The organism is Bacillus sp. AF23 (assembly GCF_020861455.1).
Taxonomy (GTDB): Bacteria; Bacillota; Bacilli; order Bacillales; family Bacillaceae; genus Bacillus; species Bacillus halotolerans.
Map to the genome: position 1 here is coordinate 28,636 of NZ_JAJHVY010000002.1, position 15,744 is coordinate 44,379.

Sequence of the window (15,744 nt, forward strand, 5' to 3'; positions counted from 1 at the left end):
ACCCGGCTATCCGCCGGGTTTTTATGTTCTGCCCTTCGTCCATTTCTTTTCTAACAGTTCTACGCCCTGATACATCAGGGTGGCAAATACAGCAATGATCAACAGGCTTAAGAAGACGAGTGTAAAATTGAAGACTTGGAATCCGTAAATAATCATGTATCCTAATCCGACCTTTGAAACAAGAAACTCGCCTACGATGACACCGACCCACGATAAACCGACGTTTACCTTCAGGGTTGAAATAATAGCGGGCGAAGATGCGGGAAGAATCGCTTCTTTAAAAATAACCCACTTGTTTGCGCCGAATGTTTTCATTACTTTAATATAGTTTTCATCCACCTCTTGAAAGGCGGTATAAACGACGATGGTTGTGATGATGACACTGATGACCGCTCCCATCGCGATGATGCTGACAAAGCCGGGACCGAGCGCAACAATCAGAATAGGTCCGAGCGCCACTTTCGGCATCGCATTTAAAATGACCAGATACGGATCTAATATCCTGGCAAGCCGATTGGACCACCATAACAACGCGGCAAGACACGTGCCAAGGAAAGTCCCCAGCAAAAAGCCAAGCACCGTCTCAAATAAAGTAACCCCGATATGCGACAGCAATGAGCCGTCAGCAACCTTTTCAATCAGTAAACGCCATACGGCTGACGGCGAGCTGAAGATCAGAGGATCAATCCAGCTCTGTCTGCTTGCGATTTCCCATCCGGAGAAAAAGAGGATAAATATCGCAAGCTGAAAAGAATGCACATTCCATTTCTCTTTTTTCTGTTTGAATTGAAATTGCTCATGAAGCAGATCAATTGTTTCTTTGCTGTTTCTCAAGAGAATTCAGCTCCTTCCATATCGTTTGAAACAGCGTCTGGAAGGATGGCTCCTGACGGGCGTCAAAAGGCATCATCGCAGCCAATTCTCTAGGGATGGTAAAAATTTGATGAATGGTGCCCGGCTGATTAGAAAATAAAAAGATGGTATCACTCATCGCAATCGCTTCCCCTATATCATGAGTGACAAGCACCGCTGTTTTTTGATACTCCTTTAATGTGCGGAAAACGAGGTTTTCCAAAGACAGCTTCGTTTGAAAATCAAGCGCGGAAAATGGCTCATCCAGCAAAAGCAGACTTGGGTTTGGGGCAAGAGTTCTTGCAAGCGCGGCCCGCTGCCTCATCCCGCCTGACAGCTCCTTAGGATATTTCTTTTCAACATCAACGAGACCCAGATCCGGCAAAAGACCAAGTGCTGCGGCCTTGTTTTCTTCAGTAAGCGTGTCGGCAATTTTTAAACCGAGGAGCACATTTTCCTCAATGGATTTCCAGGGAAATAAGTAATCCTGCTGAAGCATGTAGCCAATGTTATGTTCTTTTTGATTCGGCTCGCGGCCTTCAATCAGAACTCTGCCTTCCGAAGGTTCAATTAAGCCTGCAATTATGGAAAGCAGTGTTGTTTTTCCGCAGCCGCTCGGACCGAGAAATGAGATGAAATCGCCTTTTTCGGCATCGAAATGAATGTCCTGTACGGCGGTTGTTTTTTCTTTAATAGAAAAATAAGTATGAGTTACATGGTCGACATGTAAAAAAGACATAGATGGCGCCTCCTATTTTTCCGAGGTGACTTTTTCGGCGATGTGTTTGTTCACAAGCTGACTGTATGGTATATGCTTTGGCAGTTCACCCGACTGATCCATAATCGTTTGGAGCAGTTCCCATTCTTTTTCGTTGAGGAGCGGGTCTGGAGAATACGAATTTTGTTTTTTGTAGCGTTCAATGGACGTTTCGATGACATCGGGATCTGTATCGTCAAATTCATTTTTAATCGCTTCTGTGATGTCCTTCGCTGAGTGGTTTTCCACCCACTGCTGCGCTTTATAAATAGCTCTCGTGAATTTGACGGCTGTATCCTCGTTTTTCTTTAAATAGCTTTGTTTTGCCATAAATGTTGTATAAGGAACCTGGCCTGATTCTTCTCCGAACGAAGCAACGATGTGGCCGATGCCTTCTTTCTCAAAGAGTGAAGCAGTCGGTTCAAAAAGCTGGACATACTCACCGGTTCCAGAAGCAAAGGCATTGGATATATTGGCGAAGTCTATGTTTTGGATGAGTTCAATATCCTTATGCGGATCAATGTGATGTTGGTTCAGCACATACTCGCCGACCATTTGCGGCATACCGCCTTTTCTCTGGCCGAGAAAAGTCTTTCCTTTCAGCTGATCCCAGCTGAAATTTTCGGCATCTTCTCTTGCGACAAGGAACGTTCCGTCTGTCTGAGTCAGCTGTGCGAAGTTAATGACAGGGTCTTTAGCCCCTTGCGATTCGACATAAATGGATGTTTCTGAACCGACAAGAGCAATGTCCGAGCCGTTTGAAAGAAGCGAAGTCATCGTTTTATCGCCGCCCCAGGTCGTATTGACGTCGACATCAAGGCCTTCATCCTTGAAAAAGCCTTTAGATTCTGCAACATATAAAGGTGCATAAAAAATGGAATGGGTCACTTCGGCTACTTTTACTTTCGTGAGTGTTGCTTCCTGCTTGCAAGCGCTCAGGGCAATGATAAGAAACACACTGCAAACGCAGAAACAGCCCAGCCTTAACCATTTGTTCACATGACAACCTCCTTATTTAGCATCAAGTTAATATCCTTTTTTGCTTTACATATCGTATGATGGGTATAAAAATGTGTGAATGCCTAATCCGGGTTACAGGATTTATTTTTAAAGGCAGGAAAGAATAAAGAAAAAAGGAGGCGGGAGCATTGATTGTTGAGAAAAGAAGATTTCCGTCGCCGAGCCGGCATGTGCGTTTGTTTACCATCTGCTACCTTTCAAATGGCTTAAAAGTGAAAGGGCTGCTGGCGGAGCCGGCGGCACCTGGGCAATATGACGGATTTTTATATTTGCGCGGCGGTATTAAGAGTGTTGGAATGGTCAGACCGGGCCGAATTATCCAGTTTGCGTCTCAAGGATTTGTTGTATTTGCCCCCTTTTACAGAGGGAATCAGGGAGGGGAGGGCAACGAGGATTTTGCAGGAGAAGACAGAGAGGATGCTTTTTCCGCTTTTCGCCTGCTCCAGCAGCATCCGCAAGTGAAAAAGAACAGAATTCATATTTTCGGTTTCTCCAGAGGCGGCATAATGGGAATGCTTACTGCGATTGAAATGGGACGGCATGCGGCTTCATTCGTTTCGTGGGGAGGCGTCAGTGATATGATTCTTACATATGAAGAGCGGCAGGATTTACGAAGAATGATGAAAAGAGTGATTGGGGGAACGCCGAAAAAGGTGCCTGACGAATACAAATGGCGAACGCCTTTTGACGAAGTGAACAAAATTGAGGCACCCGTTTTATTAATTCACGGAGAAAAAGATCAAAACGTTTCCATTCAGCATTCGTATTTATTTGAGGAGAAATTAAAACAGCTGCACAAGCCTGTAGAGACGTGGTACTACAGTACATTCACACATTATTTTCCGCCGAAGGAAAACCGGCGTATTGTGCGGCAGCTCACGCAGTGGATGAAAAACCGCTGACGGTGAAATATGTTATGATATAGAAAAAAGAGAACGAAAGGGGATTTCAATTTGGGAATGCCTGTTGAATTTAATACATTGATTGTGACAAAAGGAAAAGAAGTTCGCATAGATGAAAATATATTCAGATTAGAGAAAGACGGGTATCGCATTTATCCAATGGAGATTCCGATGGATGTCAGCAAAACAAAGTTTGGTGAAAAGTCAGGCACAGCCGAAGTGCAGAAGCTTGAATGGACAGACGGGCGGACAATCATTACGTACAAGCTGACTTCTTTGCATACAGTCAATTAAAACAAGCCAAGAGCTTAATTGCTCTTGGCTTTTGCTTTTTTAAACGAGAGGCCCGCCCGCTTGTGCGATGGCATCTGTATTTGTGAACTTTTTGAAGTTTTCTTTGAATTCGTTTGCCAGATACACAGCCTTTTCTCTGTATTCCTCTTTGTTATTCCACGTGTTTTCCGGCTGAAGGATATGATCGGGAACACCCGGAACATGAACCGGGATGTGCAGGCCGAAAATATCGTCAGTGGTCATTTGCACATTTTCTAATTTGCCTTCAATCGCTGCTTTTACCATCGCCCGTGTGTATGAAAGCTTCATGCGTTCGCCTGTGCCGTAGCCGCCGCCGGTCCAGCCGGTGTTGACCAAGTAAACGTCTGCGCCGTGTTCGTCGATTTTCTTGCCGAGCATTTCCGCATATACATGAGCCGGGAGCGGAAGGAACGGTGAACCGAAGCATGTGGAGAATGTCGTCTCAGGAGACGTGACACCGCGTTCGGTGCCGGCTAGTTTACTCGTATAACCGCTTAAGAAGTGGTACATAGCCTGCTCCTTCGTCAGCTTGCTGATTGGCGGCAGAACACCGAATGCATCAGCCGTCAGAAATACAATTGCTGACGGGTGGCCCGCAATGCTTGGAGACACAATGTTGTCGATCATATGAATCGGGTAAGCGGCACGTGTGTTTTCTGTATAGAAGGAATCATCGTAATTGGCTTCACGCGTATCTTCATCTACAACAACATTTTCGAGAACGGATCCAAACCGAATCGCTTTAAAAATCTGCGGTTCCTTTTCTTCGCTTAAATGAATGCACTTGGCATAGCATCCGCCTTCGATATTGAAGACACCAGTATCCGACCAGCCGTGTTCATCATCACCGATCAGTTTCCGGTCAGCATCCGCCGAAAGGGTGGTCTTTCCTGTTCCCGACAGGCCGAAGAAAAGCGCGACATCGCCTTTTTCACCGACATTGGCGGAGCAATGCATGGATAAAATATCTCGCTCAGGCAGCAGGAAATTCATGATGGAGAAAATCGATTTTTTCATTTCTCCGGCATACTCCGTTCCGCCGATTAAAATCGTGCGCTTTTCGAAAGAAACAATAATAAAGGTTTCTGAATGTGTGCCGTCTGTTTTTGGGTCCGCTTTGAAATGCGGAGCGGAAAGAATGGTAAACGGCTGTTCGACTGTTTTTTTATCATTGTCTTCAGGACGGATAAACAGCTGTCTGGCAAATAAATTGTGCCATGCAAATTCATTAACGACCGTGATCGGCAGTCTGTATTTTTCATCAGCACCGGCAAATCCTTCGAAAACAAACAGCTCATCACGCTGTTTCAGATAGCTGACAACTTTCGTGTACAGCCGGTCAAATGCTTCCTCGGAAATAGGCTGATTCACCGGACCCCAATCAATCTTACTCTTTGTGCTTGCTTCTTCTACAATAAATTTATCCTTCGGCGAACGTCCCGTGTAAGCGCCTGTGGTCGCCCGGACGGCACCCGTGGATGTCAAAATGCCTTCGTTGCGGGAAAGTACTTTTTCTGTAAGCTGAGCTGCAGATAAATTATGCTGCACATTAGGACTTGTTAATAAGGCTTGCAAATCAGCGGTTAAATCAACTGAGTTCATAAGAAACCTTCCTTTATCATTTTATTTGTGTTTTGCTAATTGTGAATTAGTATAACATATATTTTCAAATAGTCTATACTATTTATCGTTTTTTGTGTGTGCATTTCCATTGTTTTCCGCAATAAAGGCGTCTATTTCTCCTGATTCATATTGACATTGCAAACCCTTTTACGATAAGATATTTCATTGAGCGGATACTCTTATCCCGAGCTGGCGGAGGGACAGGCCCTATGAAGCCCAGCAACCGGTTTCTCTATTATTCATTATGTTCAAATTGTGTGAGACAACCAAGGTGCTAACCTGATGCAAGGTTGAATGATTCCTTGAGCGATAAGAGTGAAAGGCACAAAGACCAAACCCTTTCCTCGAACGGAAAAGGTTTTTTTATTTCATAAATATGCCAATTAACATCTCTAATATAAACGTAACATTGTATAAGAGGGAGCGAGTTCCGTATCATATATATAAGGTCTTTCGGGAGGCCTTGTGCAGGAGGAAGCAAATCATGAGTAAAAATCGTCGTTTATTTACATCAGAATCTGTTACGGAGGGGCATCCGGATAAAATCTGTGACCAGATTTCTGACAGCATTTTAGATGAAATTTTAAAGAAAGACCCTAACGCGCGTGTTGCTTGTGAAACGTCTGTGACAACTGGTTTGGTTCTTGTCAGCGGAGAAATCACAACTTCTACGTATGTTGACATTCCAAAAACGGTTCGTGAAACGATTAAAGAAATCGGATACACACGTGCAAAATACGGATTTGATGCGGAAACTTGTGCAGTTTTAACATCAATTGACGAGCAGTCTGCTGATATTGCGATGGGTGTAGACCAAGCGCTTGAAGCCCGTGAAGGCACAATGAGCGACGAAGAAATTGAAGCAATCGGAGCGGGTGACCAAGGTTTAATGTTCGGTTATGCGTGCAACGAAACGAAAGAGCTCATGCCTCTTCCGATTTCACTTGCTCATAAATTAGCCCGCCGCTTGAGTGAAGTGCGTAAAGAAGATGTTCTTCCTTACCTTCGCCCTGACGGCAAAACACAGGTAACGGTTGAGTATGATGAAAATAACAAACCTGTCCGCATTGACGCGATTGTTATTTCAACTCAGCACCACCCTGAAATTACGCTTGAGCAAATTCAGCGCAACATTAAAGAACATGTCATCAATCCGGTTGTTCCTGAAGAATTAATTGATGAAGAAACAAAATACTTCATTAACCCTACAGGCCGTTTCGTCATCGGAGGACCTCAAGGGGATGCGGGGCTCACAGGACGTAAAATCATCGTTGATACGTACGGCGGCTACGCACGTCACGGCGGCGGCGCGTTCTCTGGTAAAGATGCGACGAAAGTAGACCGTTCAGCTGCTTATGCTGCAAGATACGTTGCGAAAAACATCGTTGCGGCTGAGCTTGCAGATTCTTGCGAAGTGCAGCTTGCTTACGCGATCGGTGTTGCACAGCCTGTGTCTATCTCAATCAACACATTCGGTTCCGGAAAAGCTTCGGAGGAAAAACTGATTGAAGTTGTGCGCAATAACTTTGATTTACGACCTGCCGGCATTATCAAAATGCTTGATTTACGCCGTCCGATCTACAAACAGACTGCTGCGTACGGCCACTTTGGACGCCACGATGTTGACCTTCCGTGGGAGCGTACAGACAAAGCGGAACAGCTGCGTAAAGAAGCGTTAGGAGAATAATTTTATAGCCGCTTACTGGTTAAGCGGCTTTCCCTTTTTTATCGATGTATCCATGTTTATTTTTTTACATAACTGTGAAACCAAACACTGTTCACAGCGTCTATAAATAGGGGTTCAATGATGACAATTTTAAATATGGAGGCAATACTATGTGTGGATTTGTCGGGGTTTTTAACAAGCATCCGTTAACTCAAACCGCTGATCAAGAAGAACTAATCAAACAAATGAACCAAATGATCGTTCACCGCGGTCCTGACAGTGATGGATATTACCATGATGAGCACGTTGGATTCGGATTCAGACGGCTCAGCATTATTGATGTGGAAAATGGCGGACAGCCTTTATCATATGAAGATGAAAAATATTGGATTATTTTTAACGGGGAAATCTATAACTATATCGAACTGAGAGAAGAGCTTGAAGCAAAGGGATATACTTTCAACACAGATTCTGACACAGAGGTTCTTCTTGCGACTTACCGTCACTATAAAGAAGAAGCGGCTTCCAAGCTGCGCGGCATGTTTGCCTTTCTGATTTGGAATAAAAACGATCATGTTCTTTATGGAGCAAGAGATCCATTCGGCATTAAGCCGTTGTATTACACAACGATCAATGATCAGGTTTATTTTGCCTCAGAGAGAAAAAGTTTAATGGCAGCCCAAAATGATATTGAAATAGATAAAGAAGCATTACAGCAGTATATGTCTTTCCAATTCGTTCCTGAGCCAAGTACGCTTGATATTGATGTGAAAAAAGTAGAGCCGGGTTCTCAGTTTACAATCCGTCCTGACGGTGATATCACATTCAAAACGTATTTCAAGGCGCGCTTCCAGCCTGTTCAGACGGAAGAAGATAAACTTGTCAAAGAAGTCAGAGACGCTATCTATGACTCTGTAAACGTTCATATGAGAAGTGATGTGCCTGTCGGTTCATTCCTATCAGGCGGAATCGATTCTTCGTTTATTGTATCCGTTGCGAAAGAATTTCATCCAAACCTGAAAACATTTTCTGTCGGATTTGAACAGCAGGGCTTCAGTGAAGTTGATGTAGCGAAAGAAACTGCCGCTGCACTGGGCATTGAAAATATCAGCAAAGTCATTTCACCTGAAGAATACATGAACGAGCTTCCTAAAATCGTATGGCACTTTGATGATCCGCTTGCAGATCCGGCTGCGATTCCATTGTATTTCGTGGCGAAAGAAGCGAAAAAACACGTAACGGTTGCGTTATCTGGCGAAGGTGCGGACGAGCTGTTCGGCGGATACAACATCTACCGTGAACCGCTTTCTCTTAAACCGTTTGAACGCATTCCGTCCGGCTTGAAAAAGATGCTTCTGCACGTAGCGGCCGTTATGCCTGAGGGAATGAGAGGAAAGAGCTTGCTTGAGCGCGGCTGCACTCCGCTTCCGGAGCGTTATATCGGCAACGCGAAGATCTTTGAAGAATCCGTGAAGAAACAGCTGCTGAAGCACTATGATTCGAGCCTTTCGTATCGCGATGTGACGAAGCCTTACTTTACAGAAAGCAGCTCATACAGCGATATTAACAAAATGCAGTATGTCGATATCCACACTTGGATGCGAGGCGACATTTTGCTAAAAGCGGATAAAATGACGATGGCGAATTCTTTGGAATTGCGTGTGCCGTTCCTTGATAAAGTTGTATTTGACGTTGCTTCTAAAATTCCTGATGAATTGAAAACAAAGAACGGTACGACTAAGTATCTCCTTCGCAAAGCTGCTGAAGGCATTGTGCCGGATCATGTATTAAACCGCAAAAAGCTCGGTTTCCCTGTACCGATCCGTCATTGGCTGAAAAACGAAATGAACGAATGGGTGCGCAGCATTATTCAGGAAAGCCAAACGGACGCTTATATCCATAAGGATTACGTTCTTCAGCTTCTTGAAGACCATTGTGCCGACAAGGCTGATAACAGCCGTAAAATTTGGACAGTGCTCATCTTTATGATCTGGCACAGCATCAATATCGAAAAACGGTATATGCCTGAAGAGCTGAGCCATCAGCCTAAAGAAGTCATCTTTGTCTAACAGATAAGGCTTTCGATTCGTCGAAAGCCTTGTTATTATACCAGTATTTCTCCATCATCATTGATTACCCTGCACATTCGTGTGAAATATTCAGAAAAATGATGTAATGATATTTTTTTCTAGGGGAGAAGGGAACATGCAAAAACAAAAACAAGAATTGCATCGCGGTCTGGAAGAAAGGCATATTTCTTTGATGTCTTTAGGGGCTGCCATAGGAGTGGGACTTTTCCTTGGCTCCGCATCAGCTATTCAATTAGCAGGGCCGGGTATTTTGGTGGCATATGCCTGCAGCGGCCTGGTTATGTTTTTTATAATGAGGGCGCTTGGGGAAATGGCGATTCAAAAGCCGGTCGCGGGCTCCTTCAGCAGGTATGCGCGTGACTACTTAGGTCCGCTTGCAGGCTACTTAACCGGGTGGAATTACTGGTTCTTATGGGTTGTAACCTGTATGGCGGAAATCACCGCTGTCGGAATTTATATGGGATACTGGTTTCCGGATGTGCCCAATTGGATTTGGGCATTGTCGGCGCTGGTGATTATGACTGGTGTCAATTTCCTGGCCGTAAAGGCGTACGGAGAGCTGGAGTTTTGGTTCGCATTGATTAAAATTGTCGCGATCCTTTCTATGATTGCTGTCGGTTTATTAATGATCATTACAGGAGTCGGCAATGGAGGCATTGGGACTGGCATCAGCAACTTGTGGAGCAACGGCGGATTTTTTCCTCATGGAATAAAAGGGGTTTTATTGTCACTTCAAATGGTGATGTTCGCGTATTTAGGCATTGAGATGATAGGGGTGACGGCCGGCGAAGTCAAAAATCCGCAAAAATCATTAGCAAAAGCGATTGATACGGTATTTTGGCGTATCCTGATTTTTTACGTCGGTGCTTTATTTGTTATCATGTCCATTTATCCATGGCAGGAAATCGGATCGCAAGGAAGCCCTTTTGTACTCACGTTTGAAAAAGTGGGGATTCCATATGCGGCAGGCATCATTAACTTTGTCGTTCTGACGGCGGCGCTGTCTTCTTGCAACAGCGGCATATTCAGCACCGGACGTATGCTCTTTAACTTAGCGGAGCAGAACGAGGCGCCAAAAGCGTACGGTAAGCTGACCAAAGGCGGCATTCCTGGTAAAGCCGTACTGGCTTCTGCGGGTGCGTTATTAGTCGGTGTGCTGTTAAACTATGTCGTGCCTGCAAAGGTATTTACTTGGGTCACAAGCATTGCGACGTTCGGAGCGATTTGGACGTGGGCGATCATCTTGCTTTCTCAGATCAAATATCGTAAAGGCATGCAGCCAAAGGATCAAAAGCAATTAAAATACAAAATGCCTTTTTACCCGTTCACGTCATATTTATCTTTGGCCTTTTTAGCATTTGTCATTATCCTGATGGCTTATAGCCCGGAAACAAGAGTTGCCGTAATTGTCGGTCCGATTTGGTTTCTGATTTTGATAGCCGTTTATTATGGCAAAGGCTTTCATAAGAAAAACGCAGCTGTGTCAACTGAACAACAGATCAGCTGACAAAAAGAGCTCCCGGAGGGCTCTTTTTTGTTTAAGTAAAGCTGCTCATAGAGAGCAGAGAATAGGAATATGTTTTTTGCAGAGACTGCTTACAGTGGCGTCTTGTTTTTTATGATAAGATAAAAGTCACATGTTCATTTTTACATGTGAACGTTTTATGGAAAATTAAAAACCCGAACTGCATTTGGTTCGGGTCAGCGATGGTTATCGCTTAAATAATATTTTGAAAAATGGTAAAGTAAAACGAAGCTGGTCTTACATTTGCTGAAGTGATTTATAATATTGACCCTTTGCTACATATTCAGACCGTATTCTCTGCATGTCTTTTCGGTCTTCATCCGTCAAAGGACGGATGACTTTTGCCGGGCGGCCGAAGGCTAGATGGCCTGGCGGAATGATTTTTCCCGGCGGAACAAGGCTGCCGGCACCGATAAATGCGCCTTCACCGATTTCGGCTCCGTCTAAAATGATTGAACCCATGCCGATTAAGGCGTTCTTGCGGATCACGGCGCTATGGAGTGTAACCTGGTGGCCTATCGTGGCGTCATCTTCAATGAGAAGCGTCCGATTCGGGCTTTGATGGAGGCAGCTTAAATCCTGGATATTGACTCTGTTACCAATTCTGGTCGGGGCTACATCGCCTCTTATGACAACCGAGAACCAAATGCTGGATTGTTCCCCGATGACCACATCACCGGTAATTGTTGCATTATCGGCTACAAAAGCCGTTGGGTGGATTTCCGGCGTGTATTCCTTATAAGGGTAAATCATATATCTTTCATCCTTCTTTCTCTATTTAATTTTTGTATGAGGTGAACCGCATGTGGACCTGGAAAGCAGACAGACCTGTGGCAGTGATTGTTATGATCCACGGGGCAAGTGAACATCATGGACGTTATAAATGGCTGAGTGAAATGTGGAGATCTTCGGGTTATCACGTTGTAATGGGTGATCTGCCGGGACAAGGGACAACCACCCGGGCCAGAGGTCATATTCGCTCATTTCAAGAATACATTGATGAAGTAGATACTTGGATAGATAAAGCGCGAACCTTTGAGCTGCCTGTTTTTCTTCTCGGCCACAGCATGGGCGGCCTGATTGCGATTGAATGGTTTAAACAGCAGAGAAACCCCCGCATTACGGGAATTATTTTATCATCACCGTGTCTCGGGCTGCAAATTAAAGTCAATAAAGTGCTTGATCTTGCATCAAAGGGGCTGAATGTCATTGCCCCGTCGCTTAAAGTTGATTCAGGATTATCAATTGATATGGCGACACGCAACGAAGATGTCATCGAAGCAGGCCAGAACGATCCCCTTTTTGTGACGAAGGTTTCTGTCAGATGGTACAGAGAGCTGTTAAAAACTCTTGAGTCTGCCATGGTGCCGACAGAGGCTTTTCTGAGGGTGCCGCTTTTGGTCATGCAGGCCGGAGATGACAAGCTGGTCGATAAAACGAAGGTCATCAAGTGGTTTTCAGGGGTTGCTTCCCACAATAAGTCGTATAGGGAATGGGAAGGGCTTTATCATGAAATATTTAATGAACCGGAAAGAGAAGACGTTTTTAAAGCCGCAAGAGCATTTACTGATCAATATATTTGAACTAGGGGGGTGCATGTGTTGACAGTACCGGAACATCCTTTTGGACTGATGGCAAAAGTATATCGTGATATTTTTCCGCTCGTTCATCAAGAGCTGAACATATGGAAGCAAAAATCAGAAGCAATTAAAAACAGTGAATTAAAAGCACAGGCAACCGCAAGTATTCGAGATAAAACGTTTCACTGCGAAGGCGGCGGCATATTGGCTTTATTGTCAGGAAATCATAAGCAGAAATGTGTTGAGTTCATCATCGCATACCAAACGATCAGCGATTACCTGGACAATTTGTGCGACCGCAGCACATCACTTGACCCGGAAGATTTTCGAATGCTTCATACCTCTATGCAGGACGCATTGACAGTGGGAGCTGAACCGCAAAATTATTATCAATTCAGGGACGAGCAGGATGACAGCGGATATTTGCAGGAATTGGTGAAAACGTGCCAGCGAGTTCTCGGATCTATTGAACACTACGACATGATTAAACCTTATTTGCTTGAGTTGTGCGGCTATTATTGCGATTTGCAGGTGCATAAGCACGTTGTTGAGCATGAGCGTGTCCTGCGCCTTGAAAAGTGGTTTACCCAATATGAATCAGAGCTTCCCGAGATGGAATGGTATGAATTCTCAGCTTGTGCAGGCTCCACGCTAGGCATTTTCTGTCTTGTCGCATATTCGTTTCAGCCCGATTTTACTGAAAGCACCGCAAAAAAAATCCGCCACAGTTATTTTCCTTACATACAAGGTCTTCATATTCTGCTTGATTATTTGATTGACCAGGAGGAGGACTTGCTTGAAGGGGACTTGAATTTCTGCTCGTATTATCAGTCACATGAAGAAATGATGAATCGGCTGCAGCACTTTATTCAGAAAGCCGATGAACATCTGCACGGCATTCCGCACGAAAACTTCCACCGCTTAATCAACCGCGGCTTGCTGGGTGTCTATTTGTCTGATGATAAAGTGGCGGGCCAAAAGGAAATGGGCCGGCTCGCGAAAAAGCTGATCAAAGCAAGCGGAAAAACCTCCTTTTTCTTTTATATCAACGGCAGAGCCTACAGAAAGTTTCAAAAAATGGCCTGGATGAAAAACTCAAAGAAAAAAGCTCAAATCATTTGCTGATTTGAGCTTTTTTTTCGATAGCAATAATAAACGGCGGGTCATTTTGCTGATTGATAAATCCGTATGTCAAGACACGGGCTGTTTGCTGATCCAAGTCCCGGCAAAAGTCGAGCACGTCGTTTTTTTCAGCTTTACCTTCCGGATGGCCGTGATAGACGACCAAAACAATCAGGCCTTCATCTTTCATAATGCCGAGAAGCTGTTCAATTGCTTGAATCGTTGAATTGCCGTTTGTCGTAATCGATTTGTCTCCGCCTGGCAGATAGCCGAGGTTAAACACAGCGGCCGCCACTTTCCCGTGTGTTTCCTGCGGAAGTGATTCAGCAATTTTGTCATGGCTTTTATGAAATAAAGTTGTCCGGTTTTGATAGGTGTCACCGAGCCGCTCCTTCGTATTGGCCACTGCTGATTGTTGTATATCAAATGCGTATACATGGCCGTTTTCACCGACAAGCTCAGCTAAAAACAGGGTGTCGTGCCCGTTCCCCATTGTGGCGTCAACAACGATGTCTCCGTCCCCTGCGGCCATTTTCAGCAGCTCTTTACTGTAGGGAAGAATTTTTTTCAGGATCATAAGGCTGATTCCTCCTGAAGACGCTGAAAGAACTTACCTTGGTAGCTGCCGCGGTTTTCAAGTTCTTTATTGATAGCGCCAAGCACTTCCCATTTGTTCACACTCCACATCGGCCCAATCATCAATTCAATCGGCCCGTCACCAGTGATACGGTGTACAATCATTTCTGGCGGGATGATTTCAAGCTGGTCACAGACGAGCTGCACATAATCGTCTTGAGAGAGAAATTCCAGCTTTCCTTTTTCGTATTGCTTCACCATCGGCGTGCCCTTTAGCAGGTGAAGCAAATGGATTTTAATACCCTGGACGTCCAAATCTGCCACTGCTTTTGCCGTTTCCATCATCATATCGCGGTCTTCCAGAGGAAGTCCGTTTATTATATGCGAGCAGACGCGTATGCCGTGTTTTCTTAGCTTATTCACACCTTCAATGTAGCAGTCAAAGTCATGTGCCCGGTTGATCAGAAGAGCTGTGCGTTCGTGAACTGTCTGAAGCCCAAGCTCTACCCAAAGATATGTGCGTTCATTCAGTTCTGCCAAATACTCAACTACATCATCCGGCAGGCAGTCCGGACGTGTGGCGATTGAAAGGCCGACCACATCGTCGAGCGCGAGAACAGACTCAAATTTCTCTCGCAGCACGTCAACAGGAGCATGCGTATTGGTGAAAGCCTGGAAATAAGCGATATATTTCCCGTCCTTCCATTTTTCGTGCATGCGGTTTTTAATGTCGTGGAATTGCGTCATTAAATCATCGGCCCGGTTTCCTGCAAAATCACCGGATCCCGCAGCGCTGCAAAAGGTACAGCCGCCGTGAGCGACAGTGCCGTCCCGGTTCGGGCAGTCGAAGCCGCCGTCAAGCGCTACTTTAAATACCTTATGCCCGAAATGATCTCTGAGATGATAATTTAATGTATGATAGCGTTTTTCCGTATTTGAATAAGGAAAAGGATTGTTCTGAATCACGATTAATGTGCCTCCTTGCGTACAATTGCATCCTAAAATTGTAGCACGCATTTCATATGAGAACAAATGAATATCGACCATAAATTTCTTTATTGAATCGTGTCGGATGAGGCTACACTATGGATGATGGATTGTTTCCATTACCAAGAGGAGGGGTTACTGTGGCAACAAGACAATCAGTAGATGAACATCTCCAACAATGTATGCAGGCGTATGATTATGCCGAAGAACAGCTGAAAATCGCTTCTAAACAAGAGCATTATAACGACCAAGAATACAGTGATGCGCAAATGCAGATTGAAAATGCGGTAAATGCCTTGAATAAACTATGGCTGTCATCAAATGATCAGCAGAGAGAACAGCTGTACAGAATGAGACTTCAGCTTCAAGCTTTGCAAAATAATATGATCTTGCAGCACCCTCTTGATGTGTAAGAAACGGACCCTTTTGATAAGGGTCTGTTTTTTTGTAAAAAAAGGATTGACTTTGCACAGTAAAGTATTTATTGTATTAAGTGTACTAATTGAAGTAATACACTATAGACACTGATGAAAAGTCATTTATATATTGAAATTAAGGGAGGCAGTTATGAAACATAAAAAACAAAACAAACGTAACGTGCCAATGCTGGTCGCGGCATCTGTGATCGCTTGTTCTTTTTTTCTTGTTCTTGTAATGATCGGTTTTGAATGTCAAAAAAGTATAATTGATCAGTTTTATCTATAAAAGGTTCAGATCGTATAGAAAGTA

The 15,744-nt window shown here is 44.4% G+C and carries 16 protein-coding genes and 1 riboswitch; of the genes, 9 read left to right on the forward strand and 7 right to left on the reverse strand.

All coding sequences use genetic code 11. The features are described from left to right. Positions 1 to 21 precede the first annotated feature (21 nt). The 3 genes from LNN34_RS00155 to LNN34_RS00165 are packed head-to-tail and all read right to left on the reverse strand — an operon-like array spanning position 22 to position 2,608. Positions 22 to 834, reverse strand: coding sequence for an ABC transporter permease (locus tag LNN34_RS00155; protein WP_024122589.1), 813 nt, complete (start codon positions 832 to 834; stop codon positions 22 to 24). After that, positions 809 to 1,591, reverse strand: a complete 783-nt coding sequence (locus tag LNN34_RS00160; protein ID WP_024122588.1) for an ABC transporter ATP-binding protein — start codon at positions 1,589 to 1,591, stop codon at positions 809 to 811. Before LNN34_RS00160 ends, LNN34_RS00155 begins: the two co-directional genes overlap by 26 nt. Before the next feature lie 12 nt (positions 1,592 to 1,603). Beyond that, positions 1,604 to 2,608 (reverse strand): ABC transporter substrate-binding protein, encoded by a 1,005-nt coding sequence (locus LNN34_RS00165; protein WP_101860079.1) that lies wholly within the window; start codon positions 2,606 to 2,608, stop codon positions 1,604 to 1,606. Between the two features lie 149 nt (positions 2,609 to 2,757). Between LNN34_RS00165 and LNN34_RS00170 the strand changes: the two genes are divergently transcribed. Then, positions 2,758 to 3,531: an alpha/beta hydrolase family protein gene (locus tag LNN34_RS00170; protein WP_095714577.1), complete on the forward strand. Its 774-nt coding sequence runs from the start codon at positions 2,758 to 2,760 to the stop codon at positions 3,529 to 3,531. A gap of 51 nt (positions 3,532 to 3,582) precedes the next feature. After that, positions 3,583 to 3,825 carry a DUF2584 domain-containing protein gene (locus LNN34_RS00175; RefSeq protein ID WP_024122585.1) on the forward strand — a complete coding sequence of 81 codons (243 nt, stop codon included), beginning with the start codon at positions 3,583 to 3,585 and terminating at the stop codon, positions 3,823 to 3,825. A 39-nt stretch (positions 3,826 to 3,864) separates the two neighbouring features. Here the strand turns inward: LNN34_RS00175 and pckA are convergent, their stop codons facing one another. After that, the gene (gene pckA, locus LNN34_RS00180) at positions 3,865 to 5,448 is read right to left on the reverse strand and encodes a phosphoenolpyruvate carboxykinase (ATP) (protein ID WP_095714576.1); all 1,584 of its coding nucleotides are present in this window, start codon (positions 5,446 to 5,448) and stop codon (positions 3,865 to 3,867) included. A gap of 197 nt (positions 5,449 to 5,645) precedes the next feature. Continuing rightward, a riboswitch (SAM riboswitch) is annotated at positions 5,646 to 5,785 on the forward strand. A 168-nt stretch (positions 5,786 to 5,953) separates the two neighbouring features. On the opposite strand from pckA, the gene metK reads away from it, so the two are divergent. From metK to alaP, 3 genes are all read left to right on the forward strand, one after another. Next, positions 5,954 to 7,156, forward strand: coding sequence for a methionine adenosyltransferase (metK, locus tag LNN34_RS00185; protein ID WP_010331578.1), 1,203 nt, complete (start codon positions 5,954 to 5,956; stop codon positions 7,154 to 7,156). 149 nt (positions 7,157 to 7,305) lie between these two features. After that, complete coding sequence (asnB, locus tag LNN34_RS00190; RefSeq protein ID WP_101860080.1) at positions 7,306 to 9,204, forward strand: asparagine synthase (glutamine-hydrolyzing); 1,899 nt, start codon at positions 7,306 to 7,308, stop codon at positions 9,202 to 9,204. 136 nt (positions 9,205 to 9,340) lie between these two features. Continuing rightward, positions 9,341 to 10,732 (forward strand): alanine permease AlaP, encoded by a 1,392-nt coding sequence (alaP, locus tag LNN34_RS00195; RefSeq protein ID WP_198097396.1) that lies wholly within the window; start codon positions 9,341 to 9,343, stop codon positions 10,730 to 10,732. Between the two features lie 255 nt (positions 10,733 to 10,987). On the opposite strand, the gene LNN34_RS00200 is transcribed toward alaP, so the two are convergent. Then, positions 10,988 to 11,503, reverse strand: coding sequence for a gamma carbonic anhydrase family protein (locus LNN34_RS00200; protein WP_095714573.1), 516 nt, complete (start codon positions 11,501 to 11,503; stop codon positions 10,988 to 10,990). A 50-nt stretch (positions 11,504 to 11,553) separates the two neighbouring features. On the opposite strand from LNN34_RS00200, the gene LNN34_RS00205 reads away from it, so the two are divergent. Both LNN34_RS00205 and tbcS read left to right on the forward strand, forming a co-directional pair. Then, a complete protein-coding gene (locus LNN34_RS00205; protein WP_101860081.1) occupies positions 11,554 to 12,333 on the forward strand; it encodes an alpha/beta hydrolase in 780 nt (259 codons plus the stop codon). A gap of 18 nt (positions 12,334 to 12,351) precedes the next feature. Beyond that, positions 12,352 to 13,455 (forward strand): tetraprenyl-beta-curcumene synthase, encoded by a 1,104-nt coding sequence (tbcS, locus tag LNN34_RS00210; protein WP_198098558.1) that lies wholly within the window; start codon positions 12,352 to 12,354, stop codon positions 13,453 to 13,455. Here tbcS and LNN34_RS00215 read toward each other — a convergent pair. Beyond that, a complete protein-coding gene (locus LNN34_RS00215) occupies positions 13,445 to 14,029 on the reverse strand; it encodes a class I SAM-dependent methyltransferase (RefSeq protein WP_198097395.1) in 585 nt (194 codons plus the stop codon). The genes tbcS and LNN34_RS00215 overlap by 11 nt on opposite strands. Next, complete coding sequence (locus LNN34_RS00220; protein ID WP_106020302.1) at positions 14,026 to 14,994, reverse strand: TIGR01212 family radical SAM protein; 969 nt, start codon at positions 14,992 to 14,994, stop codon at positions 14,026 to 14,028. Before LNN34_RS00220 ends, LNN34_RS00215 begins: the two co-directional genes overlap by 4 nt. Before the next feature lie 161 nt (positions 14,995 to 15,155). Here LNN34_RS00220 and LNN34_RS00225 point away from each other — a divergent pair, with 161 nt between their 5' ends. Together LNN34_RS00225 and LNN34_RS00230 are read left to right on the forward strand one after the other, a co-directional pair. Continuing rightward, positions 15,156 to 15,428 carry a YtzC family protein gene (locus LNN34_RS00225; RefSeq protein WP_010331570.1) on the forward strand — a complete coding sequence of 91 codons (273 nt, stop codon included), beginning with the start codon at positions 15,156 to 15,158 and terminating at the stop codon, positions 15,426 to 15,428. Positions 15,429 to 15,582: 154 nt separating this feature from the next. Further along, on the forward strand, positions 15,583 to 15,720 hold the full coding sequence (locus LNN34_RS00230; protein ID WP_198097394.1) for a hypothetical protein: 138 nt from the start codon (positions 15,583 to 15,585) through the stop codon (positions 15,718 to 15,720). The last annotated feature ends 24 nt before the right edge of the window (positions 15,721 to 15,744 follow it).